Below are 25,973 nucleotides of genomic sequence, written 5' to 3'. Positions count from 1 at the left end.
CTTTGCCGTAAAGTATCATTTTTTGCAATATTTATCATTACTTATGAGTAAGCGAAACAACAGCGCTGCGCGCGCCGGCGGCCCGCTCCCCCTTCCGTTCAAACTTGGCTAGGATGCCCATGCGACGTTTCGAATTTAGCGAAGGCGCTTCCAACAAGTTCTGGGAAGTCGAACAAGATGGCTGCGAGGTGCATGTCTGCTACGGCAAGGTGGGCACGTCGGGTCAACGGCAAACCAAGACCCATCCTGACCAAGCCGCGGCGACGGTCGCGATCGAGAAGCTGATACGCGAAAAGACCGGCAAGGGCTACGCTGACAGCGGCGCTGCATCTCCACCTGCCGCCGCGCCGGCGCCGGCCGCTCCCGCCCCTCCCGCACCCGCCGTCTCCGCGCACAGCCGCGTCGCGCCATGGCTGGCGCTCGAGCCGCTGGTCGACATATCGCCCGAACTGGCGGCGCTGGCGATGCCGTCGCGCCGCTTTCCAGGTGTACCGCGCACCATCGATGCCGATGCATGCTGGGACGACTTCAGCCTGGTCACCCACCATTGCAGGTTCAGTGCGGAGGTCTCCGATCCCGTTTACCGCGATGCCGTGACCGAAACCATCGAACGCATCGCTCAGGACCGGCGGCGCGGCTCGCCAACGTCGGACGCCATCATGATGCTGCTTGAATCGACAACAGGATCCGCCTTCGGCGACGTCAATCGCAGCGCCTTCACCGACTTCCTGGTGACCGACAGAGGATTGCCCTACGCCGTCGCAGTCTATCTACGGCGGCTGGGAATGATCCTCGAACAGGGCCGTGAGGGCTACGGCCTGGCGTACTCCATCAGCGCCGACGTCGACAATATCGGCTACAACTGGTCCAGCGGCTATCGCGAGGGCGACTTGCTGCTGCGCGAGCACCTGGCGCAGGCGCGCGAGGAGGACTGGAACGACGGCGAGCGGTTGATGCGGCTGGCCGCGCCATCGCTGCCGGAATGGCGCCGTCCCCTGCTGCCCATCCTGCTGCCCGAGGCGCAGGACCTGGCCAATGAACTGATCCTGGCGGCGCAGGCGCCACCAGGCCAGCCGCCTGCCCCGTGGTTCGAACCCTATGAGTGGTTCAAGGCTTACGCCACATCGGACGCCGCCATCAAGGCGTTGCGCCGCTGGCCCCAGGCGGCAAGCTGCGGCGAGTTCAATATCGGCAGGTCGGCAGTGAACGTGGCCACCGTGGTGTGCGACCGTGGCGCCCACGCGGTCGCAGTACTTGCGCCGCATGCCCTGTTCGAGGAAACCTCGGACGGTCTCAGTTGCATCGGCACGCTCGACGCGATGACGGCGCTGGCGCATTCGTCCAGTCGTTTCGAGGCGGCGGCTACGCGCTGGCCGCAGGCGGCGATGGCCGTGCTGAGCGAACTGATTGCCAAAGACGGCTGCGGGCCGCGCTACGCACGCTGCGCGCTGGCCGAGGTACTCGCCACCAACGCCCCCATGGTCCCCGCGTTCAAGCCATGGCTGTCGGCTGGTGCGTGGAAGGTACTCTCGAACGCCGCCGCGCGCTACCTCGGCGTACCCGACATCGCCGACGCGGCCGACCTGCCACCGGTGCTGGTCAACCCGCCCTGGAAGAACCCATCGACGAAGCCGGCATCCGCCCCCGCGCTGGCGCTGGCCCCGCTGCCCCTGGCGCCGCTCGAACGCTGGAGCGCGCAGCAGCGCGAACAACTGGGCAAGGAGCCCCGCTACCTTCACTACCACGGCCCGGCCACGCCGTTTGCCAACGACGCGATCGCGGCTGGCGACGCCGATGCGCTGATCGCGGCATGGCGCGCCAGCACCGGCTCCTACAAACCGCCGGTGGAAGGCGCGCGCCTGATCGCGGCGCTGCCGGCGCCGCTGAACGTGCAGGTCTGGAACGCGCTGGCCGCAACCGGCATCAACCACCCCGGCTGCGCCATCGCCGCCGTGGGCCTGGCCGGCTTGCCCGGACTGGTCGCCCTGATCGAACACCAGCTTCCGGATAACCTGCACTACGCGCAGCACTTCGGTGCGGTCGAGCTGGCGGCGCCGCTGGCGCGTGCCTACGCCATGCCCAAGCCGGGAAAGATGATCGCCAGTGCGCGCAGCTGGCTGCTGCGCAATCCCGAGCATGCCGCCTGCGGCCTGACCGCCACCGCCCTGGGCGAACCGGGCGCGCCGCGCGACCAGGCGCGCCAGGCCCTGCGCATGCTGGCCGGCGCCGGCCATGACGGCGTGCTGATGGAGGTCGCCGCCCGTTATGGCGACGCCGCCGTTACCGGCGCCATGCGCGCCATGCTCGATGAAGATCCGCTCACGCTGCATCCGCCCAAGATCGGCAAAATGCCGTACTTCTGGGATCCGCTGGGATGGACCCGCCCTCGCCTGGCCAGCAACGGCAAGGCGCTGCCCGACGCCGCGCTCGACAACATCGGCGTCATGCTGCGCTTTCCGCACACCGACCGCATTTACGCCGGCGTGACCCAGCTCAAACAGGCGTGCACGCCGGAGTCGCTGGCCGATTTCGCCTGGGAGCTGTTCCGCGCCTGGGCCGAACGTGGCGGCGAGACCAAGGAAAACTGGGCGTTTTACGCACTTGGCCTGCTTGGCAACGACGACAGCGCGCGCAAGCTCACGCCGCTGGTGCGCGCCTGGCCCGGCGAAAAACTCAACGCGCGCGCCCTGGTGGGTGTCGACGTGCTGGCCATGATCGGCAGCGACACCGCCCTCATGCTCCTGCACCGAATCGCCAGCAAGGCCAAGTTTTACGCGCTGCAGTCCCACGCCGACGACAAGATCGGCGAGATCGCCGAAGCCCTCGAACTCGGTTCCGAGGAACTGGAAGACCGCCTGGCTCCCGACCTGGGCCTTGATGAAGACGGCGAAATGACGCTCGACTTCGGCCCGCGCCAGTTCCGCGTCGGCTTCGACGAGGCGCTCAAGCCGACCGTGCGCGAGGCGCTTGGTGCGCGCCTGGACGAGCTGCCAAAACCGAAGAAAACCGACGACGCCGAACTGGCGGCAGCCGCCGTGGAGTGCTACAAGCTGCTCAAGAAGGATGCGCGCACCATCGCCGCGCAGCAGGTGCGGCGCCTGGAACAGGCAATGTGCAGGCGGCGGCGCTGGACAGCGCAGGCATTCCGGGACTTCCTGGCTGGCCACCCGCTGCTGCGTCATCTGGTGCAGCGCCTGGTCTGGGGCGCGTACGGCGGCGACGGCGAGCTGCTGGCCAGCTTCCGCGTGGCGCCCGACGGCGGCTACACCGACCACGCGGACGACGCCTTTGCGCTGGCGCCGGGGGAAGATATCCGGATCGGCATCCCGCACCCGGTGGAGCTCGACCCGGCCCTCATCGCCGCCTTCGCCCGGCTGTTCGCCGACTACGAACTGCTGCAGCCGTTCGCCCAGCTCGCGCGCGACACGCACGCGCTGACCCAGGCTGAACGCGGCAGCCGGGCGCTGACGCGCTGGAACGGCGCGGTGATCAGTGCCGGCCGCCTGCTCGGACTCGTCGACCGGGGCTGGTCCCGCGAGATCGGCAGCGGCGGCGAGACGGTCAAATTTTCGCGGTGGTTCGGCCAGAGCAAGCTGGCGCACCTGATCATCGCGCCCGGCCTGACGGCAGGCTTTATCGACGGTGACGAAGAACAGACGCTGGTCAAGCTGGTCCTCGAGCACATCGGCGCGGACGAAGATGCGCGCCTGGCCGCGCTCGACCCGATCGTTGTCAGCGAATTTATCCGGGATATGGAGCAATTGTGCGCGTGATGCACGCCGGCCTGGTGGCCGGTCGCGCACAGTGAACTGATGCGGGACAAGACGTTCCGGTGCGCCCGAATGGGCGCCTGGCATAACATATGATATGAATGGGCAGACCATGCGGCGATTTGAATTGAGTGACGGCGTTTCCAGCAAATTCTGGGAGGTTGAACAAGCGGGGAGCGAGCTGCATATCGGCTTCGGCAAGATCGGCACGGCCGGACAGCGCCAGTGCAAGAGCTTCCCCGACCAGGCCAGGGCATCGGCGGCGCTGGACAAGCTGATTCGCGAGAAAACGGCCAAGGGCTATGCCGAAACCGGTGCCGCGGCGGCAGTCGTGGCGGCTCCCGCCGCAGCCAAGCCGGCTGCGCCAGCTGCCGCCACCCCGCTGGCGCTACCGGGCGACACACCGCCATGGCTAGCCGCCGATGCGCTGGTCCAACTGTCGCCGGAACTGGCCGCGCATGTCCTGCCCTCGCGCCGCCACCCCGGTCCGCCACCCAGCACCAACGCCGATTTGCGCTGGGCGCTGTACCTCAAGCGCGTGCGCGAGCATTGCCCTTTGCGAGCGCGCGCCGGCGGCGCCCCCGACGGCCCGGGCGTCATCGAAGCCATCGCCCGCATTTCCCGGCGCGAGCGGCATGGCTCGCCGGAGTCCGATGCCGTCTTGCTGGCGACCGAAACCGTCAACGAAGAATACGAACCGGCGTCCGACGGCTGTCCGTTCCTCGATGTGCTGGTCGCCGACAAGGGTCTGCTGTACGCGTTCGATGTGGTGATGATGCTGCAACGGATCTGGATCCATCCGGATTACGACAACGACGACAGCGTGTACACGGCCGACCACGTGAGCTGGGGTGTCCATCGCCTTTACGGCGTCACCACGCTGGCGCTGCGCGCCCATCTCGCGCATGCCCCGCAAGCGCTGTGGGAACAATGCGTGCAGCGCGCGCGCGCGGCGGCAGGGACCCTGCATACCAGGGCTCGTCCGCTGCTGGCCGCGCTGCTGCCCGATGCGCCGGAACTGGCCAACGAACTGGCGCTGATGCTGCAGCCGGAGACGGACGACAAAGGACTGCCGAAGTGGAACAGCAACTACGCATGGCTGATCGTGTACGCCACCTCACCCGAGGCAAAACAGGCGCTGCGCCTGTGGCCGAGCGGCGAGGGCCTGTGGCGCGACACCTTTCACAGCTCCCTGCGTGGCCTGGCCACTGCGCTCCAGGATCGCGGCGCCGCGGCGATCGATGCGATCATGGGCGGCAGCTGGGCCGATCAGACGGCGCAGGCGCTCGGCTGCATCGGCACGCCGGAAGCGATCGCCGCCCTCGCGCAGCGCCACTACTACGAGTGGCAGTTCGGCTATCTGGTCGAGGCGGTCGAGCGCTGGCCCGACGCCGCGATGGCGGGGCTGAGCCAGGTGATCGCCTCAAGGGAGCAAGGCCCGGATCGCGCCCGCCAGCTCCTCGCCGCTGCGGTGGCCAGGCATGCGCACCGGGTTCCCGCGCTCGCGCCCTGGATGACGGCGCCGGCCTGGAAGGTGCTGTCGGTCGCCGCCGCGCAGTACATCACTGTGCGCGACTGCGCCGCCGCCAGCGACCTGCCGCCGGTACTGGCCGCCCCGCCCTGGCGCGCGCCGGCCACGCGCGAAGCCGCCGCTTTCGCGCTCGCTCCCCTGGCGCTGGCCCCCGTCGCCGATTGGAGCGAGGCCGAACGCGAACACCTCGCCGGCAAGCGCAGCTTTTACGACGGCACGGGCCACATCAAGAGCCGGCGCGCGGAAGCGAAAGCGGCGGTGGCGGCGGTCGACCTTGACGGCAGCCTGGCCGGGTGGATCGACTGCCTCGCGCCGGGGCAGGCCATCGAGGACGCCACCAGCGCCATCGTCGCCCTGCCCGAGCCGATCAACGCCAGGGTCTGGAACGCGGTGGTCACGCTGGGCATGAACCACCCCGGCGCGGCGCTCGCGCGGATCGGCCTGCCCGCCCTGCCCGGCCTGATCGCGACGTTCACGCGCGCGCCTTCCCAGGAACTGGAATACGTCACGTGTTTTGGCGCCGTCGAACTGGCCGCGCCGATGGCGCACGTGTACGCCACGCTCAAGACCTCTGCGCTGCTGGCCATGGCGCGTGCCTGGTTCCTGCGTTTTCCCGAGCATGCCGCCTGCGCCCTGATCGCCCCCGCCCTGGGCAAAGTGTGCGCTGGGCGCGACCATGCGCGCCGGGTGCTCGGGCTGCTCGAACGCGCCGGCCATCGCGACCTGCTGATCGAGGTGGCCGGCCGCTACGGCCGGGACGACGTCGGCGCCGCCATGCGCGCCCTGCTCGACCAGGGACCGCTGCAGAATTATCCGGCCAAGATCGGCAAGCTGCCGGGCTTCTGCACGCCGCTGGTGTGGAGCCGTCCCGTGCTGGCCGCCAACGGCAAGGCGCTGCCCGATGCGGCGATGGATGCCATCGCCATCATGCTGCGCTTCCCGCACGCCGACGGCGTGTACGCCGGCATCGACCAGATCAAACAAGCGTGCACGCCCGAGTCGCTGTCCGACTTCGCCTGGGATCTGTACTTCGCCTGGGTGGACGACGGCGCCAAGGCGAAAGAGAACTGGGCTTTTTACGCGCTTGGCCTGCTCGGCAACGACGACACCGCGCGCAGGCTCACGTCGTTGTTGCGGGTCTGGCCCGGTCACGGCCTGCATGCGCGCGCCGTCACGGGCCTGGACGTACTGGCGCTGATAGGTAGCGACACCGCCCTGATGCTGCTCAACGGGATCGCCCTCAAGCTCAAGTTCAAGCCGCTGCAAGACCGCGCGCAGGAGAAAATCAAGGCGATCGCCGAAGCGCGCGGCCTGACGAGCGACGAACTGGAAGACCGCCTTGCGCCCGACCTGGGCCTCGATGAACAGGGCACCCTGCTGCTCGACTTCGGCCCGCGCCAGTTCCGCGTTGGCTTCGACGAGACGCTCAAGCCGTTCGTGCGCGACGCCGACGGCACGCGCAGTGCCGACCTGCCCAAACCGAAAAGGACCGACCACGCCGAACTGGCGGCGGACGCGGTCAAGCGCTTCAAGCTGCTCAAGAAGGACGCGCGCACCATCGCCGCGCAGCAGGTGCTGCGGCTGGAGCTGGCCATGTGCGCGCAGCGGCGCTGGCCGGTGCAGGTGTTCAACGACTGCATGGTTACGCACCCGCTGGTACGCCATCTGGCCCAGCGTCTTGTGTGGGGCGTGTACGATGCGCACGGCCGGTTGCAGGCCTGCTTTCGCGTGACGCCCGAAGGCGCCTTCAGCGATGCGGCCGATGACGCCGTCGCGCTGCCGCAAGGAGAAGGCGCCGTGATCGGCATCCCGCATGCGCTCGATATGGCGCCGGCCGACGCCACCGCCTTCGGCCAGCTGTTTGCCGATTACGAGCTGCTGCAGCCATTCGTGCAGATCGGGCGCGACACGCACACCCTGGACGAGGGTGAAGAGACGTATCACGCGCTCGGTCGCTGGGACGGCGAAGTGGTGCCGACCGGGCGCCTCCTTGGCCTGCTGAACCAGGGATGGCGGCTTGGCGAAACGCACGACAGCGCCATGATCCGGGACCTGCTCAAGGTGCTCGGCGACGGCTACACCGCAACGCTGGACATGGCGCCCGGCATCCGCGCCGGCTCGGCGCACGAGTTTGCGGAACAGACGCTCGGGTCGGTCTGCATCGGGCGCGGCGGCCCGAAGGACATCCGCGAGAGCGTGCCCTTGTCGTCCCTCGGGGCGGCGACAGTCAGCGAGCTGATTGGCGACATGAACAAACTGTGCGCTTGATCGGGCGCCCTGCAACGACAACGACAAGGTAGGTAATGCGGCGATTTGAGTTGAAAGACGACAGGACCACTGCAGCCAAGGGCTGTGCCGAAACCGCAGCGGCTGCGCCCTTGGCCGCCGCGCCGCCGTGGTTCGGCGCAGATGCGGTGATCGCGCCGCCGCCCGGCCTGGCCGCGCACGCCCTGCCCTCGCGCCGCCACCCCGGTCCGGCGCCATGCACGAACGGCAGGGAGCGCTGGGTGCTGTTCCTGACCCGGATGCGCGAAAATTGCACGCTGCAAGCCGGCGGCGACGCCATGCTCCAGGCGGCAGTCGTCGAGACCATCGAGCGCCTGTCCAAGCGCAGGCAGCGTGGCACGCCCGATACCGATGCGGTCCTGCTGGCGATGGAACGGATCAACGAAAAAATGCGGCCGGCATCCGAAGGCTGCCCGTTTCTCGACGTGCTGGTGGCCGACAATGGCTTGTCATACGCCTTCGACATCCTGCTCAAGGCGCAGCGTATTTGTCTCGCGCCGTCCGAAGCCGGCCCCGATAAGACCGCATACGACGTCCATGCCAACACCGGCGGCACCCGTCAGTTGTACGGTGTGACCGAACTGGCGCTGCGCGCCCACCTGGCGCATGCCCCGCAACAGGTATGGGAACAATGCGTCCAGATGGCGCGCGAGGCGGCCAGGGAACTTCCTGCCTGTGCCCGTCCACTGCTTGCCGTGCTGCTGCCCGATGCGCCGGACCTGGCCAACGAACTGGCGCTGATGCCGCAGCCGGAGACGGACCCCAAGGGGCAAGCGCAATCGTGCGCCAACGACGCATGGCTGATCGTCTACGCCACCTCGCCCGACGCACGGCGGGCGCTGCGTCTCTGGTCGCGCGGCGAGGGTGCGGGCAGCGACAGCTTTCATCAATCGCCGATCGGCGTCGCCACCGCATTGCAGGACTGCGGGGCCGGCGCTGTCGATGCGCTCAAGGACGGGCTGACGCACGCGCTCACGGTACAGGCGCTGGCCTGCATTGGCACCCCGGAAGCGATCATCGCCCTGACGCAGCGCCACTGCGAGCTGCCGCCCGACTATCTGCGCGACGCCGGCCGGCGCTGGCCCGATGCCACCATGGCAGCACTGAGCCAACTGATCGCCAGGGATCACTGCGGCCCCGAACGCGCACGCCAGTTCCTGGCAAGCGTGGTCGCTGCGCATGCGCACCGGGTTCCCGCCCTCCAGCCATGGATCCCCGCGCCAGCCTGGAAGGTGCTGTCGGTCGCCGCCGCCCAATACATCACGGTGCGCGACTGCGCCGCCTCCAGCGAACTGCCGCCGGTGCTGGCCGCGCCGCCGTGGCGCCAGCCTGCCGCGCAGGAAGCGGCACCATGCGCGCTTGCGCCCATCACGCTGGCCGCGCTCGTGAACTGGAGCGAGGACGAACGCGAACAGGTCGGCGAACAAGGTGCCCGCAACCTGGATAACGAGACCATTGCGCATTATCCGCTCGCCAGAGCGGTGGCGGCGGTTAGCGACATTGATGCCGATGGCAGCCTGGCGCGCTGGGTGGAGTGCATCGCGCCGGGGGACTACTTTCAACGCAGTACGCGCGCCATTGTCGAACTGCCCGCGCCGCTGAACGCGCGCGTGTGGAACGCGGTGGCGCACATGGGCATGTGCCATCCCGGCTACGCCATCTCGCGGCTTGGCCTCGCCGCGCTGCCGGCCCTGGCCGCGATGTTCGAGCGCGCACCGGCCCGGGAGCTGCCGCTCGTGCGCCACTTTGGCGCCATCGAACTGGCGCCAACGGTAGCTCGCGTCTTTGCCACCCTCAAAAACAGGACGTTGCTGGCCATAGCGCGCAGCTGGCTGCTGGACTTTCCGGAACATGCGGCCTGTGGCCTGATCGCCCCCGCGCTCGGCCACGCCGGCGAGCAACGCGATCACGCGCGCCAGGCGCTGCGCATGCTGGCTGCGTCCGGCCATGCCGGCCTGCTGATGGAAGTGGCCAGCCGCTACGGGCAGGCAAACGTCAGCGCCGCCATGCGCGCCATGCTCGATCAAAGCCCGCTGCAACGCCACCCGGCCAGGATCGGCAAACTGCCGGCGTTCTGGACACCGCTGGTGTGGACCCGCCCCCTGCTGGCCGCCAGCGGCAAGGCGCTGCCCGATGAAGCGATGGATGCCATCGGCATCATGCTGCGCTTCCCGCACACCGACGGCGTGTACGCCGGCGTCACGCAAATCAAGGAAGCGTGCACACCCGAGTCGCTGGCCGAATTCGCGTGGGAGCTGTTCCGCGCCTGGACCGAAGACGACGCCAAGGGCAAGGAAAACTGGGCCTTCTACGCACTCGGCCTGCTCGGCGACGACGAAAGCGCGCGCAGGCTCACGCCACTGGTGCGGGCCTGGCCCGGCCAGGGCCTGCACGCGCGCGCCGTCATGGGCCTGGACGTCCTGGGACTGATCGGCAGCGACACCGCCCTGATGCTGCTCAACGGCGTCGCTCAAAAACTCAAGTTCAAACCCTTGCAGGACCGCGCGCAGGAAAAGATCAGGGAGATCGCCGAAGCACGCGGCTTGAGCAGCGAGGAACTGGAAGACCGCCTCGCGCCCGACCTCGGCCTCGATGAACAAGGCACCCTGCTGCTCGACTTCGGCCCGCGCCAGTTCCGTGCCGGCTTCGACGAAATGCTCACGCCATTTGTGCGCGATGCCGATGGCAAGCGTAGCGCCGGCCTGCCCAAACCGAAAAAAAGCGACCACGCCGAATTGTCGGCGCAGGCGGTCAAGCGCTTCAAGCTGCTCAAGAACGATGCGCGCACCATCGCCGGGCAGCAAGTGCTGCGGCTGGAGCTGGCCATGTGCGCCCAGCGGCGCTGGCCGGTGCAGGTGTTTTACGAGTGCATGGTCACGCACCCGCTGGTGCGCCACCTGGCCCAGCGCCTGGTGTGGGGCATGTACGACGCCAGCGGCGGCCAGTTGCAGGCCTGCTTCCGGGTCACGCCGGAAGGAACACTCAGCGACGCCGCCGACGACGCCTTCGTGCTGGCGCAAGGCGCCGTCGTCGGTATTGCGCATGCGCTCTCGCTGGCGCCGGCCGACGCCGCCGCCTTCGCCCGGCTGTTTGCAGACTACGAACTGCTGCAGCCATTCGCGCAGATCGGCCGTGAAACGTACCTCCTGGACGACGACGAAAAGAAGCATCACGCCCTCGGCCGCTGGAACGGCAAGGTCGTGCCGACCGCGAGCCTGCTCGGCCTGCTCGAGCGGGGCTGGCGGCGCGGCCGGATGCAGGATGGCGGCACGATCCTGCAAGTCGTCAAGGTCCTCGGCGGCGGCTATGCCGCGACACTGAACTTCGCGCCCGGCATCCTGCCCGGCATGCCGGGCGAGAGCGCGGAACAAACGCTTGGCGGCGTCGTGATCGCGCACGCCGGCCATGCGGGCATACGTGACAGCGTGCCGCTGTCGTCGCTCGATGCGGCGGCCGCCAGCGAACTGATTCGGGAACTGGCGCGGCTATGCGCTTGAATCGCCACCTACGACACAAGGCAGACAATGAATCCTCCTCAATCCCGCGATAGCGCAAGCGGCGCCGTGGCGCCCTGGCTCGCGATCGGACCGCTGGTCGAGATTCCCGCCGCACTGGCGGCCGAAGCGCTGCCCTCGCGCCGCTTTCCCGGGCCGGCGCCCTGCCCCGACACCGATGCCATCTGGGACCGGTTCATCTCGGCTGCGCGCCAGCACTGCGCGCTCGACCCGGCCAGCTCGGACGACGAACAGCTCGTGCGCGAGGCGGCCGCGCGCATCGCCAGCGGCGAACGGCGCGGTTCGGCGGCCTGCGATGCGGTGCTGCTGGCGGTCGAGCGCCATCTGGATTTCCCCTATCTGCCGCTGATCGGTGGCGCCTCCCTGATCGACGTGCTGGCCGCCGACCGGGGCCTGCCCCATGCGCTCGAAGCACTGATCGGCATGGAATGCACCGCCATTGAGTCGACCAGGGGTGGCCATGGCGTGCGCGCCGCATCCGACCCGCGCGGCTGCCTGCGCAACGACATGTACCACCCAACCGAGATGACACTGCGCAGCTACCTCGCGCTCGCGCCCGAGGAGGTCTGGGAAGAATGCGTGCGCATCAGCCATGCCGCGATCGAGCGCCTGTACACCTGCCGCCGCCCGCTGCTGGCGGCCTTGCTGCCCGATGCACCGCACATCGCCGACGCCATCGCCCTGACGCTGCAGCCGCCGCCGAGCTACTATGGCCTCGACTGGCTGTCCCAATATGGATGGCTGCTTGCCTACGCCACTTCGCCGGAAGCGACGAAAGCGATCCGCCAGTGGCGCCGCACCTGCCACGCCGCCGATGTCGACTTCGGCCGCTCGCAGCAAGCGCTTGTGACGATCGTGCGCGATTGCGGCGTCGATGCGGTCGACGCCCTGAAACACAGGGCGATGCATGAAGAAGCGGCCGCCACGGCGCTGGCCTGCATCGGCACCACCGAGTCGCTGACCGTGCTGGCGCTGGCGTGCGACCACGGCGAGGCGCAGTGCGCGCGCTTCGCGCTGGCGGCGGCGCGCTGGCCGCAGACGGCCATTGCGGTACTGAGCGAATTGATCGCCAGGGACCATTGCGGTCCGGCGCGCGCGCGCCGCTTCCTGGCAGCGCTGGTCGCGCAGCACGCCGCCAGCGTGCCGGCATACCAGCCGTGGCTCTCGCCGCGCGCATGGAAGGTGCTGTCCAACGCCGCCGCGCACTACCTCACCGTGCGCGATATCGCGGCCACAGCCGACCTGCCGTCCATTCTGGCCAATCCGCCATGGACAGCGGCGAAGAAGAAAGCTGTAGCGACGCTGGCACTGGCGCCCTTGCCGCTGGCCCCAATCATGCGCTGGAGCGCGGAGGAACGCGCCCGCTTGCGCAAGCAGCCACGCTACACCGTCACGTCGTACAAGAGCGAGGCGGACCCGCTGGTGTCGGCCGATGCCACCGCCCACGCCAACGCGGCCACCATCATAGACGCCTGGCTGGCCTGCCTCGCCGGCGGCAAGCACCTCAACGACGCCGCGCGCATGATCGCCGACCTGCCTGGGCCGCTCAACGCGCAGGTCTGGAACGTGGTCGCGCAGGTCGAGGTCAATCTTCCGGGGTACGCGATTGCGACACTTGGCCTGGAAGGGCTGCCCGGCCTGGTGAGCATGATCGAGCGGCGTCCGGCGCAGGACCTGGCGTATGCTTGCCACTTCGGCGCCGTCGAACTGGCCGCTCCGGTGGCGCGCGCCTGGGCCGCCCTGAAAGCGAAAGAACTGCGTGCGAGCGCCGGCGACTGGCTGCTGTCGAACCCTGAACACGCCGCCTGCGGCCTGATTGCGCCAGCACTCGGCAAGCCAGGCGGCGCGCGCGACCAGGCACGCGGCGCGCTGCGGCTGCTCGATGCGGCCGGCCACCGCGCGCTGCTGCTCGACGTCGCCAGCCGCTACGGCCAGGCAGCCGTGACGAGCGCCATGCGCACCATGCTCGATGAAGATCCGCTCGACCTGTACCCGGCCAGAATCGCCGGCCTGCCGCCGTTCTGGACGCCGCAGCTTTGGGCCCGTCCTCTCCTGGCCGCAAGCGGCAAGGCGCTGCCCGACGCCACGCTCGACACGATCGGCGCGATGCTGCGCTTTCCGCATGCCGACGGCATCTATGCCGGCGTCGCCCTGCTCAAAAAAGCGTGCACCCCGGACTCGCTGGCCGATTTCGCGTGGGAGCTGTTCCGCGCCTGGGTCGAAGACGGCGCACAGCCGAAGGAGAACTGGGCCTTTTTCGCGCTCGGCCTGCTCGGCAACGACGACAGCGCGCGCAAGCTCACGCCGCTGCTGCGCGCCTGGCCTGGCGAAAGCCTCAGCGCGCGCGCCATCGCCGGCCTGGACGTGCTGGCACTGATCGGCAGCGATACCGCCCTGATGCTGCTCAATGGGATCGCGCAAAAGGTCAAGTTCAAGGCGCTGCAGGACCGCGCCCGCGACAAGATCGCCGCCATCGCCGAGGCGCGCGGCTTGAGCACCGGGGAACTGGACGACCGTCTGGCGCCCGACCTGGACCTTGACGACCAAGGCACGCTGCTGCTCGACTTCGGCCCGCGCCAGTTCCGCGTCGGCTTCGACGAAACCCTCAAGCCCTGCGTGCGCGACACCGCCGGCACGCGCCTGCCCGATCTGCCCAAGCCGAAAAAGAGCGACGACCCGGCCTTGTCGGCGGCGGCGGTGAAACGCTACACACTGCTCAAGAAAGACGCGCGCACCATCGCCGCGCAGCAGGTGCTGCGGCTGGAAATGGCGATGTGCGCGCAGCGGCGCTGGCAGCGCCAGGTCTTCGTCGACTTCCTGGCCCACCACCCGCTGCTGCGCCATCTGGTGCAGCGCCTGGTCTGGGGCCTGTACAGTGTCGACGGCAATGCCTTGCTCGCGTGCTTCCGGGTCGCCCCGGACGGCACGTTCACCACGGCGGCCGACGACGCTGTGAACCTGCCACCGGCCGACGCGGCGCGGATCGGCATCGTGCACGCGCTCGACCTGCCGGCGGGCGATGGAGAAGCCTTCGCCCGCCTGTTCGCCGACTACGAACTGCTGCAACCGTTCGCGCAGATCGGGCGCGACACGCACCGCCTGGACGACGCCGAAGCGGTCCGGGATTCCCTGGCGCGCTGGGACGGCGAGGTGGTGCCGAGCGGGCGCGTCATGGGCCTGGCGAACAAGGGATGGCGGCGCGGACCGGTGCGCGACGGCGGCGGCATCTGGACCTTCACCAGGGCGCTCGATGCCGGCCACCTGGCCGAACTGCACATCGCGCCGGGCCTGATCGCCGGGATTACCGGCGAATATCCGGAGCAAACGCTGGGCGAGGTGCGGGTCGGGCGCGGCGACAACTGGGGCGGCATCGGCCAGCCGCTTGCACTGTCCTCGCTCGACCCTGTGGTGGTCAGTGAGCTGATACGCGACATGAACAATCTGCGCGCATGAGACGGCGCCGACACCATTCAACACTCAGGACACACGATGCGACGATTTGAATTGAGTGATGATGTTTCGAGCAAATTCTGGCAAGTCGACCAGGTCGGCAACGATCTCCATATCGGCTTCGGCAAGATCGGCACCGCCGGCCAGCGCCAGTGCAAAAACTACGCCGACGACACCAAAGCCGGGGCCGCGATGGAAAAGCTGATCCGCAAAAAGACCGTCAAGGGCTACGCCGAAACCGCCGGCGGCGAAACGGTGGCGGTGGCGGCGATCGCGCCCATCCCGGCGCCAGCAGCGTCGATGGTGGCGAGCACCCCGGCGCCACCAGAAGCCGCCGGGTCGGCCATCCTGCCGCCGGAACTGGCTGCGCACGCCCTGCCGTCGCGCCGCCATCCCGGACCGCCGCCGAGTGCGGACGCCGACGCCAGATGGCGTCTGTACCTGGCACGCGTGCGCGAACACTGCGAACTGCGTCCGCGCTCGCAGGGTTCGATTTACCACGCTGCCGTCAACGAGGCCCTCGCGCGGATCGCCAAAGGCGAGCGGCGCGGCTCGCCAGCGTCCGACGCCATTTTGCTGGCGACCGAAAGCGTAATCGGTGCGAGACCCCAGTTCGCGCGCGACAATGCGTTCATCGACGTACTGGTGGCCGACAAGGGCCTGCCGTACGCAATGGAAATCGTGCTGCGCAGGCAGAGCTTCGTCATCACGTACGACAGCATTGACGGCAAGGGCTTCTACCAGATCCACGACCCAGGCACATGGGACGACGCGTTTTTCGGCGATACCGAACTGGCCCTGCGCGCCCACCTCGCGCATGCGCCGCAAGAGGTCTGGGAAGAATGCGTGCGGATCGCGCGCTACGCCGCGCCCGGCCTGGACCGGCGCCGCCGCCCCTTGCTGGCGGCGCTGTTGCCGGATGCACCCGGGCTGGCCGATGAATTGGCCCTGATGCTGCCGCCGTATCGGGAGAACCAGTCCATGTACTGGTCCGACAACGATGGCTGGCTGTTGTTGTACGCTACCGCGCCCGAGGCGCTGGACGCCCTGCGCGCGTGGCCGTACCGGCCGATGACATCTTTTCACGAGTCGCTCAGCGCCGTGGCCTGCGCAGTCCAGGATCGCGGCGCCGGAGCCTTCGAGGCGCTCCGGGAGGGAGTCGGCAAAGAGGCGGCTGCCCACGGGCTGGCCTGCATCGGCACCGCGCCATCGATGACGGTGCTGGCACTGGGCTGCGACCAGAGCCAGACACCGTTCACCCAACTGTGCGCCGCCGCCCAGCGCTGGCCCGATCTGGCCATGACGGTGCTGAGCCAATTGATCGCGAAGGACCACTGCGGTCCTGCGCGCGCGCGCCAGGCGCTGGCCAGCATCATGCCGGTCCATGCCGCCCGCGCCGCCGCCCTCAAGCCGCTGCTGCCGGCGCCTGCATGGAAAGTGCTGTCGGTGGCCGCCGCGCAGTTCGTCGCCCTGCGCGACTGCGCCGACACGAGCGAACTGCCGGCGGTCCTGGCCGAGCCGCCATGGCAGGCGCCCGCACGCAAGGAAGCGCCGCCGTTCGCGCTGGCGCCCTTGCCGCTGGCGCCGATCGCCACCTGGAGCGAAGAAGAACGCCAGCAGTTGCGCGACGAATGGCGCTATTTTCTCGGTTTCATGAGCACGTCGCCGGAAGCGCTGGCGCAGGCGGTGGACGCGGTAGCGGCGGCCGACACCGACGGCAGCCTGGCGCGCTGGGTCGACTGCCTGCTGCCGGACCGCGCGTTCCAGGGACGCACGCTGGAGATCCTCGCACTGCCCGCGCCGGTCAACGCCAGGGTCTGGAACGCTCTCGCCGCCATGGGCATGGACCACCCCGGACAAGCCATCGCCAAACTCGGCCTGGCCGCGATTCCCGGACTGATCGAGGTGTGCATCCGCACCCCGGGCCAGCACATCGGCTATGCGCTGTATTTCGGCGCCGTCGAACTGGCGCTGCCGGTTGCGCGCGCCTACGCCACGCTCAAGGCGCGCGGCCTGCTCGCCACGGCGCGCGCCTGGCTGCTGCGCCATCCCGAGCATGCTGCGTGCGGCCTGATCGCCGTCGCCCTGGGCCAGCCCGGCCCGGAGCGCGACCATGCGCGGCGCGCCCTGCGCCTGCTGGCCGCCGCCGGCCAGCGCGACCTGCTGCTGACCGTCGCAGGCCGCTACGGCCAGGTTGACGTGCGCGCGGCGCTGGGCATCGTGCTCGATGAAAGCCCACTCCAGCTGTATCCCGCCAAGATCGGCAAGCTGCCGCCGTTCTGGACACCACTGGTCTGGACCCGTCCCCTGCTGGCCGGCAGCGGCAAGGCACTGCCCGACGCAGTGCTCGATGCGGTGGGCATCATGCTGCGCTTTCCTCACAGCGAAGGCGTGTACGCCGGCGTGACCCAGCTCAAACAGGTCTGCACGCCGGCCTCGCTGGCCGACTTTGCGTGGGAGCTGTTCCGCGCCTGGACCGAAGATGGCGCCAGACCGAAGGAGGACTGGGCTTTCCACGCGCTTGGGCTGCTCGGCAACGACGATACCGCGCGCAGGCTCACGCCGCTGCTGCGCGCCTGGCCCGGCGAAAAACTGCACACGCGCGCAGTCGCCGGCCTGGACATCCTGGCCATGATCGGCACCGATGCGGCCCTGCTGCACCTCAACGGAATCGCGCAGAAGCTCAAGTTCAAGGCGCTGCAGGACCGCGCGCAGGAAAAGATCGCCGCCATTGCCGAGGTCCGGGGCTTGAGCGCCGAAGAGCTGGAAGACCGGCTCGCGCCCGACCTGGGCCTGGATGAACAGGGCACGCTGCTGCTCGACTTCGGGCCGCGCCAGTTCCGGGTCGGCTTCGACGAAGCGCTCAAGCCCTACCTGCGCGACGAGGGCGGCGCGCGCCTGGCCGACCTGCCCAAACCGAAGCAAAGCGACGATCCCGAGCTGTCGGCGGCGGCGGTGGAGCGCTACAAACTGCTCAAGAAAGACGCGCGCGCCCTCGCCGCGCAGCAGATGCGGCGCCTGGAGAGCGCGATGTGCGCCCAGCGCCGCTGGCCGCGCCAGGTGTTCCTCGATTTCCTGGCCGGCCACCCACTGCTGCGCCATCTGGTGCAGCGCCTGGTGTGGGGCGTGTACGGCAGCGGCGGCGCCTTGCTGGCCTGCTTCCGGGTCTCCGTGGACGGCGCCTTCACCGACGCCGGCGACGACAGCTTCACGCTGCCGCAGGACGACATTCTGGTCGGCATACCGCATGCGGTGGACCTGCCGCCGGCGATGGCCGCGGCCTTCGGCCAGCTGTTCGCCGACTACCAGCTGCTGCAGCCGTTCGCGCAGCTCGGCCGCGACACCTACCGGCTGGGCGCCGATGAACAGGGCCTGCACGCACTGGAACGATGGCGCAAAATCGTACCGACCGGCAGCGTGCTTGGCCTGGTCAACCAGGGCTGGCGGCGCGGGCAGGCGTGGGACGGCGGCGCGATCAATGAACTGAGCAAGATGCTCGGCGGCGGCTACATGGCCGAACTAACGATCTCGCCTGGCATCACTGCGGGCATGGCCAACGAAAGCGAGGAACAAAGGCTCGATCAATTGGTGGTGCGGCGCGGCGATGCGGCGGACCGCATGGGCGCCAGCGTCGCGCTGTCGTCACTCGATGCCGCCATGCTCAGTGAGTTGATCAGGGAAATGGAAAGACTATGTACTGTCGACGGCGCGCGTGCGATGTGATGACAAGGAAAGACGATGCGGCGATTTGAACATAGCGAAGGCGCTTCCAACAAATTCGGGGAGGTTGACAGCCAGGTGGCACTGGCCGCGCGCGGCGAAGCGCAGGATGGCGGTTCGATCCGGGACTTCAACAAGCCGCTCGGCGGCATGATGCGCGAAGGAGAAGTGCAGACCCTCGACCCGGTTGTGGTCGGGCGCGTGGGACAATGGGACAACATCGACACGTCCGTCGCCCTTGGCACGCTGCCGGCGGTCGTGGTCAGCGAACTGATACGCGACCTGCAATCGCTGGGCGCCTGACACAGCGCCGGTACAACTTCAACTTTCAGGAGAGGCATGATGCGACGATTTGAATTGGACGATGGCGTTTCCAGCAAATTCTGGGAGATTGGGCAGGCTGGCGCCGAACTGCAGATCCGCTTTGGCAGGATCGGCAGCGCCGGGCAAAGCAAACCGAAAACCTACGCGGACGAGGCCACGGCCGCCGCCGCGCTGGTCAAGCTGGTACGCGAGAAAACCGCCAAAGGCTATGCGGAGACCAGCGCCAGGGCCAGCATCGCCGGGGCGGGCATTCGCGCCGCCGCGCCAGCGGCCCCACTGCCGTCAGGCGATATCGCCCCGTGGCTCGCCTGCGGAGCGGTGCTCGACCTGCCGCCCGGCGTCGCCGCGCTGGCCCTGCCCTCGCGCCGCGTGCCCGGCCCGGCGCCCATCACCGACGCCGACCGCGCCTGGGACATGTACCTGCAGGTGGCGCGCGCATTCAGGGACCCGGCCATGGCCCTCTGCGACGTGGAGCTACACGCTGGCATCAACGAGGCCATGCAGCGCATCCGGCAAGGCACGCGCAGCGGCAGCATGCTGTCGGACACGATCATGTTCGCCGTCGCCAACATATCCTGCACCCCGTTAGCATTCAATGGCGCCGTCCCCTTCCTCGATTTTCTCGCGGCCGAAAAAGGACTGCCGTATGCGGTCGACGTCATGCTGGCCGCCATGGAACGACTGACCGCCAATACAATCCGCACCAGCGCCGCCGTGCCCAACGAGACTTGGCAGTTGCGCGTCATCGAGTCCGATGAAGGCCCGAGCGAGAGCTACGGCAGTCTCAGGACAAAACAGGCACTCCACCAGCACCTGGTTCATGCCAGCGAGGCAAACTGGCATGAATGCTTGCACATGATCGGCGAACGCGTGGCGCGTGTGCCAGCCAAGCGCCAGGTGCATCTTGCACCATTCCAGCCGCATGCACCGCTGCTCGCGCTGCGCTCAAGAGACGACGCCGGCCAGGTAACCGCCCCCCTGTCGCGCATGTACGATACCCTCGCCAACGCCAGGGCACTGGTCACGCAGGCAGGCAGCATGCGGGATCTGCTGCGCGACGATGCGCTCAAGGTCATCGCCACGCTGATCCGGGACCACGGCACCGACCTTGCCGTCCTGGTACATGCCGCACCCACCATTCAACTGGGCACCGAGGCGCTCACCTGGATCGGCACGCCGCTGGCCATTCAGACGCTCGGGCGCGAACTGGTGGAGGCCAGTCGCGGATTTTTCCGCCAGCCCGCCATCGACGCGCGCCAGCGCCTGCGCGAGGCCGTGCGGCGCTGGCCGCTGGCGGCAATCGCGGGCCTGGCACAGCTGATCGCCACCGAGCAGCAGGTTCCCGAGGTGGTCCACGCGATGCTGGCCACGCTGGCCTACGAACACGCCGCAGTCGTTCCCGCTTTCAGGCCATGGATATCGGCGCAGGCAGCGGCGGTGCTCGATGAGCTCAGCGCCGGCATCGACGGCGACACGCTTGCCCCCGATGCCGAGCTGCCGCCGGTGCTGGCCAATCCGCCCTGGCTGGCGCCGCGCAAGAAAACGGTCGCGGCAATGTCGCTGGCGCCGCTGCCGCTGGCGCCCGCCGAGCACTGGAGCGACGAGGAACGCGAAGAGATGCGCATGGAGGAACGCGACACGCTATCCACGTACGCCAACCAGGCAACGGCGCCAGCAAACAGCGCGGCGGCCATCGCAGCCGGCGACAGCGCCGCCCTGGTCGCCATGTGGCACGAGGCGGCACAAGACAACACGTTCTTCGCGGCCTGCGTGCACCTCATCGCCGACATGCCGGCCCCCTTCAACGCGGCGGTGTGGAACGCCACGGCCGGGCACCCGATCAATTCACCCGGCTACGCGGTGGCGACCCTGGGCCTGAGCGGCTTGCCGGCACTGGTGACGATGTGCGAACAGCGTCCCGGCGACGACCTGGTGTACGCCCGCCACATCGCCGCGATCGAACTGGCGGCGCCGGTGGCGCGCGCCTTTGCGCCCCTGAAAAAGAGAACGGCGCGCACTGCGGCACGGCGCTGGCTGCTGGCCTATCCGGAACACAGCGCCTGCGCGCTGATCGCGCCGGCCCTCGGCAAGGCGGGCAGCGCGCGCGAGCAAGCGGCCGATGTCTTGCGCATGCTGGCCGCCGCCGGCCACGACGCCCTGCTGATGGAGGTGGCCGCGCGCTACCAGAAGCCGGCGATCGGCGCCGCCCTGCGCGCACTGCTCGACCAGGATCCACTGGATCTGTATCCGGCAAAACTGGCAACGGCACCGGATTTCTGGACACCGCGCAGCTGGCCCCGTCCGCGCCTGGCCAGCAATGGCAAGGAGCTGCCCGACGCCGCCATCGACGCCCTTGGCGCCATGCTGCGCTTTGCGCAAGGGGAACGCGTGTACGCGGGCCTGGCCCAGGTCCGCGCGGCATGCACAGCCGATTCGCTGGCGGCCTTTGCCTGGAGTCTGTTCAACGCCTGGCAGAACGATGGCGGCAGCGCCCGTGAAAACTGGGCCATCACCGCGCTGGGCGTGCTGGGCGACGACGACATCGCCAACAAACTCGGACCGCTGGTGTGCGCGTGGCCGGCCGACGCCCTGCATTCGCGCGCGGCTTTGGGCGTCGACGTACTCGGCGCGATCGGCACCGATGCGGCTCTGTTGCAGTTGCGGACGATTGTCAAACGCTTCAATTCCGGCACGCTGAAAGAAAACGCGCGCGCAAAAATCGTGCAGGTTGCGGAAGCGCGCGGCATGAGCGCCGAGGAACTGGAAGACCATCTCACGCCCGAACTGGGGCTCGACGAACAAGGTACGCTGCTGCTCGACTTTGGCGCGCGCCAGTTTGTGGTCGGCTTCGACGAAGCGCTGCGTCCTTATGTGCTCGACCAAAGCGGCGCGCACCTGGCCGACCTGCCCAAGCCGCGCCAGAATGACGACGCCACACTGATGACCTCCATGGCCGGCCATGCGCTGGTGCGCCACCTGGCGCAACGCCTGGTATGGGGCGTGTACCGCGAGGAGCGCCTGGAAGCGTGCTTCCGGCTTGCATCCGACAGCACCTTGGCCAACGGCGCCGACGATGCCTGCACGCTCCCGCAGGACGACGGCATCCGCATCGGCATCCCGCATCCGCTCGAAATGACGGCTGCCGGGCTGGCGGCATTCACGCAGCTGTTTGCCGATTATGAGCTGATGCAGCCCTTCTCGCAACTCGATCGCGACACCTATGCACTGACGCAGGCCGACCTGGCGTCGGACCGCTTGCTGCGCTGGGATGGCGTACTGGCGGCGACCGGCGGCATCATGGGCCTGGCCAAGTGGGGCTGGCAGCGCGGCCGCACGCACGAGCGCAGCTGCGCACGCGACTTCAGCAAGCCCATGGCCGGCGGACACGTCGCTCAACTGAGCTTCGAGCCGGGTATTCTGATCGCCGCAGTCGACGCGCATTCCGAGCAGACCCTCGGGCTGGTGCTGTTCGGCAGCGCCGACCGGCTCGGACATTTGCGCCAGGCGGTGCCGCTGGCGCAGCTCGACCCGGTCGACGCCAGTGAACTGATACGCGACATCGAACACCTGCGCGCCTGAGACGGCACGCACACACATCATCATGACAGGACAGAGAATGCGGCGATTTGAATTGAGCGACGGGACTTCGAACAAATTCTGGGAGATCAGCCAGGACGGCAGCGATCTGACCGTCTGCTACGGAAAAATCGGCACCGCCGGCACCACCCAATGCAAGAACCACGCCTATGCGGCCAAGGCCGGCGCCGCAATGGACAAGCTGATACGCGAAAAAACAGGCAAGGGCTACGCCGAAGTGACCAGCGGTGCGGCCGCCGTTTCCACGGTCGCGGCAGCGCCGAAGGCGGTCAAAGCCGCCAAGGTCCCCGCCGCGCCGCCGGTACCGGTAACGCCGCCGTTGCCACCAGCAGCGCCATCGGGCGACATCGCGCCATGGCTGGCCGCCGATGCACTGATCGACATGCCGGCCGCACTCGCGGCCCAGGCCCTGTCCTCGCGCCGCTTCCCGGGCCGCCAGCCGAACGCCGACGCCGGCGCCTGCTGGATGCAGTTCCTGGCGCTGGCGCGCGCCTACGATCCGGCCGACCCGAAGCACTCGCACAAACAATATCGCGCCGCCGTAACCGAAGCCATGCAGCGGATCGAACAGGACCTGCGCAGCGGCTCGGCGCTGTCGGACGCGGTCCTGCTGGCGCTGTCGACCCGTTTCGAGAGCAAGCTGGCGCCGGCGCAAGGCGCGCCCTTCCTCGACTTCCTGGTCGCCGACAAGGGCCTTGCGTACGCCATCGGGGTGCTGCTGCAAATGGAGAGGATGAGCATCCGCGAGGAGCGCAACCGTTTTACCAGTCATTGGTTCATCAGCGACGAGAGCGACCTGTCGTACGGGTCGTCGCGCAGCAGTTTCGGCGCGACCGAACTGGCATTTCGCTCGCATCTGGCGTGGGCGCCGGAAGCGCTGTGGCAGGAATGCGCGCAACTGCTGCGCGACGGCCTGCCCACCTTGTCCGTATACCGCCAGCCGCTGTGCGCCCTGCTGCTGCCCGAGGAGCCGGCGCTGTCGGACGCGCTGGTCCTCACGCTCGCGCAGCATCCCTACAACCCGAGCGGGTGGCTGCGTCTGACCGCGCGCGATCCGGCCAGCTTGCAGGCAATGGAGCCGTTCGAACCAAGATATGACGAGTACGCGCGCAACCTGTTTTACAACATGCCGTCCGTGGTGGCCGCGCTGGTGCTGGAGCATGGCGTCGACGCGGTCGCGCTGCTCGACGAAGCCGCCGGCGTCGATGCGGCCGGCGACGCGCTGGCCTGCATCGGTACGCCGGACGCACTGCGCGCGCTGGCGAAGGTCTGCAACGTCACCAAAAAATCGCTGGGACGCCTGACGATGGCGACGCAGCGCTGGCCGCTGGCCGCCATGGCCGCCCTGTCGGAACTGGTCGCCAGCGACCCGGCCTCAGCGCCGGCATTGCGGTCCACCCTCGCCAGCCTGGTGCTGGACCATGCCGGCGCGGTGCCGGCAATCACGCCGTGGATCGCGGCCCCGGCCGCCCGGCTGCTGGCCGAGATGGCCGGCAAGTTCAGCGCATCGCTCGACGCCGCCGATGCGCACGAGCTGCCAGCGGTGCTGGCCAACCCGCCGTGGATGGCGCCGCCCAAGCCGGCGCCAAAACCGCAGGCGCTGGCGGCGCTGCCGCTGGCGCCCTGCACGCGCTGGACCGAACAGCAGCGCCAGCGCCTGCTGGCCGACCAGCGCTACAACGCCTGGCCTTACGACGCCGAGCGTTTCGACGGCCCGCAAGGCACGGCCGCCGCCATCGCGGCGGGCGATGTGCAGGCCGTGGTCGCGCTGTGGGAGCACTATGCCGACGAGAATGACGACATCGGCGGCTGCGTGCACGCCATCGCCGACCTGCCCGCACCTTTCAACGCGGCGGTGTGGACCGCCATGGCCGCACACGACATCAACTCGCCCGGCTACGCCTTCGCCACGCTGGGCGTGGACAGCCTGCCGGCGCTGCTGCTCATGTGCGAGCGCAATCCGGTCGACGTACTGCCGTACGCAATGCACTTCGGCAGCGTCGAACTGGCGCAGCTCATGGGGCGCATTTGCGCCAGCGGCAAGAACAAGTCGCTGCGTGCCATCGCGCGCAGCTGGCTGCTGGCCAACCCGGAGTACGCGGCCTGCGCCCTGATCGCGCCGGCGCTGGGCAAACCCGGCGCGGCGCGCAATTGCGCCGCCGGCCTCCTGCAACTGCTGGCGGCCGGCGGGCACCGCGCGATCATAGTCAATACGGCGAGCCGCTACCAGCAGGACGCCGTCAACGCCGCCATCGAGACCATGCTCGATGAAGATCCGCTCGATCGCCATCCGGCCAGGGTCGACCCTCTGCCGGCGTTCTGGTTGCCGCGCAACTGGACCCGTCCGCGCCTGGCCGGCAGCGGCAAGGTACTGCCCGACAGCGCGCTCGATCCGCTCGGCGCCATGCTGCGTTTTCCGCAGGAAGACGGCGTCTACGCCGGCCTGCCGCAGGTGCGCGAGGCCTGTACGCCAGCCTCGCTGGCCGACTTTGCGTGGGAACTGTTCCGCGCCTGGCTCGACGCCGGCGCCGACCCGAAAGAAAACTGGGCCTATGGCGCGCTGCGCGTGTTCGGCAACGACGACGTGGCGCGCAAGCTGACCCCGATGATCCGCGCGTGGCCCGGCGAGAGCCAGCATGCGCGCGCGGTGGCCGGACTCGATGTACTGGCCGCGATCGGCACCGACACCGCCCTCATGCTCCTGAACGGCATTGCGCAAAAGGTCAAGTTCAAGGGTTTGCAGGACAACGCGCGCGAAAAAATCGCCCAGATCGCCGAAGCGCGCGAGCTCACCACCGAAGAACTGGAAGACCGGCTCGCGCCCGACCTGGGCCTGGACGAACAGGGCACGCTGCTGCTCGATTTCGGACCGCGCCGCTTCCTGGTCGGTTTCGACGAGACGCTCAAGCCCTTCGTGCGCGACGAGGATGGCGCGCGCCTGGCCGACCTGCCCAAGCCAAAAAAATCCGACGACGCCGGGCTGGCCGATGCGGCGGTCGAGCGCTACAAGCTGCTCAAGAAAGACGCGCGCACCATCGCCGCCCAGCAGATTGTGCGGCTGGAAGTGGCCATGTGCGCCCAGCGCCGCTGGGAGCCGCAAGTGTTCCTCGACTTCCTGGCGCACCATCCGCTGCTGCGCCACCTGGTACAGCGGCTGGTATGGGGCGTGTATGAGGTCGAGGCAGGCGCCAGCCACGGCGGATGCCTGCTCGCCTGCCTGCGGGTTGGCCCCGACGGCGGCCTGACCGATGCCGACGACGACGCGTTCAACCTGCCGCAAGGCCAGAACATCCGCATCGGCATCCCGCATGCGATCGACCTGCCAGCCATCGACAGCGCCGCCTTTGCGCAACTGTTCGCCGACTATGAGCTGATGCAGCCATTCGCCCAGATCGGGCGCGACACCTACGCGCTGAGCGCCGGGGAAATGAGCGCCAGCGCGCTGATGCGCTGGAAAGACATCACCGTGCCGACCGGGCGCGTGCTGGGCATGGCCAACAAGGGCTGGCGGCGCGGCCGCCCGCTCGACGGCGGCAGCATGCTGGACTTCACCAAGACGCTTGGTGCCGGCCGCGTGGTCAACCTGCGCTTCGAGCCGGGCATCGTCGCCGGCCTGGTGGACGAGTTCCCCGAACAAATCCTCAAGGAGCTCACCGTCGGCTTGCCCGGCAACTGGGGCGGCGTCGACGAACCCGAGCCGCTGTCGACGCTCGATCAGATCGCCGCCAGTGAACTGATTCGCGACATGCAGGCGCTGTGCGCATGAGCGGTGCGGTAGCG

At 68.7% G+C, this 25,973-nt stretch carries 8 protein-coding genes; all 8 read left to right on the top strand.

The window, feature by feature from the left end; genetic code table 11:
• Positions 1-119 precede the first annotated feature (119 nt).
• The 8 genes from F2P45_RS06045 to F2P45_RS06010 all read left to right on the top strand — a co-directional run bounded on the left by F2P45_RS06045 (position 120) and on the right by F2P45_RS06010 (position 25,959).
• Positions 120-3,773: a DUF4132 domain-containing protein gene (locus tag F2P45_RS06045; protein WP_166871450.1), complete on the top strand. Its 3,654-nt coding sequence runs from the start codon at positions 120-122 to the stop codon at positions 3,771-3,773.
• A gap of 109 nt (positions 3,774-3,882) precedes the next feature.
• Positions 3,883-7,569: a DUF4132 domain-containing protein gene (locus tag F2P45_RS06040; protein WP_166871448.1), complete on the top strand. Its 3,687-nt coding sequence runs from the start codon at positions 3,883-3,885 to the stop codon at positions 7,567-7,569.
• A 35-nt stretch (positions 7,570-7,604) separates the two neighbouring features.
• A complete protein-coding gene (locus F2P45_RS06035) occupies positions 7,605-11,084 on the top strand; it encodes a DUF4132 domain-containing protein (protein WP_223164683.1) in 3,480 nt (1,159 codons plus the stop codon).
• A 27-nt stretch (positions 11,085-11,111) separates the two neighbouring features.
• Positions 11,112-14,555 carry a DUF4132 domain-containing protein gene (locus F2P45_RS35565; RefSeq protein ID WP_223164682.1) on the top strand — a complete coding sequence of 1,148 codons (3,444 nt, stop codon included), beginning with the start codon at positions 11,112-11,114 and terminating at the stop codon, positions 14,553-14,555.
• 36 nt (positions 14,556-14,591) lie between these two features.
• Complete coding sequence (locus F2P45_RS06025; RefSeq protein WP_223164681.1) at positions 14,592-18,275, top strand: DUF4132 domain-containing protein; 3,684 nt, start codon at positions 14,592-14,594, stop codon at positions 18,273-18,275.
• 15 nt (positions 18,276-18,290) lie between these two features.
• The gene (locus F2P45_RS06020; protein WP_166871442.1) at positions 18,291-18,575 is read left to right on the top strand and encodes a hypothetical protein; all 285 of its coding nucleotides are present in this window, start codon (positions 18,291-18,293) and stop codon (positions 18,573-18,575) included.
• 36 nt (positions 18,576-18,611) lie between these two features.
• Positions 18,612-22,175, top strand: coding sequence for a WGR and DUF4132 domain-containing protein (locus F2P45_RS06015; RefSeq protein ID WP_166871440.1), 3,564 nt, complete (start codon positions 18,612-18,614; stop codon positions 22,173-22,175).
• Positions 22,176-22,212: 37 nt separating this feature from the next.
• Positions 22,213-25,959 carry a DUF4132 domain-containing protein gene (locus F2P45_RS06010; protein ID WP_166871438.1) on the top strand — a complete coding sequence of 1,249 codons (3,747 nt, stop codon included), beginning with the start codon at positions 22,213-22,215 and terminating at the stop codon, positions 25,957-25,959.
• The last annotated feature ends 14 nt before the right edge of the window (positions 25,960-25,973 follow it).

Source organism: Massilia mucilaginosa, assembly GCF_011682145.1.
Classification (GTDB): domain Bacteria; phylum Pseudomonadota; class Gammaproteobacteria; order Burkholderiales; family Burkholderiaceae_D; genus Telluria_A; species Telluria_A mucilaginosa.
Note: the sequence above shows the minus strand (reverse complement) of the source record. Positions and strands in the feature narration are given on the sequence as shown.

Excerpts from the sequence above, each read along its gene's own strand:
- F2P45_RS06045 (WP_166871450.1), top strand. The coding sequence starts at position 120 with ATGCGACGTTTCGAATTTAGCGAAGGCGCTTCCAACAAGTTCTGGGAA.
- F2P45_RS06040 (WP_166871448.1), top strand. The coding sequence starts at position 3,883 with ATGCGGCGATTTGAATTGAGTGACGGCGTTTCCAGCAAATTCTGGGAG.
- F2P45_RS06035 (WP_223164683.1), top strand. The coding sequence starts at position 7,605 with ATGCGGCGATTTGAGTTGAAAGACGACAGGACCACTGCAGCCAAGGGC.
- F2P45_RS35565 (WP_223164682.1), top strand. The coding sequence starts at position 11,112 with ATGAATCCTCCTCAATCCCGCGATAGCGCAAGCGGCGCCGTGGCGCCC.
- F2P45_RS06025 (WP_223164681.1), top strand. The coding sequence starts at position 14,592 with ATGCGACGATTTGAATTGAGTGATGATGTTTCGAGCAAATTCTGGCAA.
- F2P45_RS06020 (WP_166871442.1), top strand. The coding sequence starts at position 18,291 with ATGCGGCGATTTGAACATAGCGAAGGCGCTTCCAACAAATTCGGGGAG.
- F2P45_RS06015 (WP_166871440.1), top strand. The coding sequence starts at position 18,612 with ATGATGCGACGATTTGAATTGGACGATGGCGTTTCCAGCAAATTCTGG.
- F2P45_RS06010 (WP_166871438.1), top strand. The coding sequence starts at position 22,213 with ATGCGGCGATTTGAATTGAGCGACGGGACTTCGAACAAATTCTGGGAG.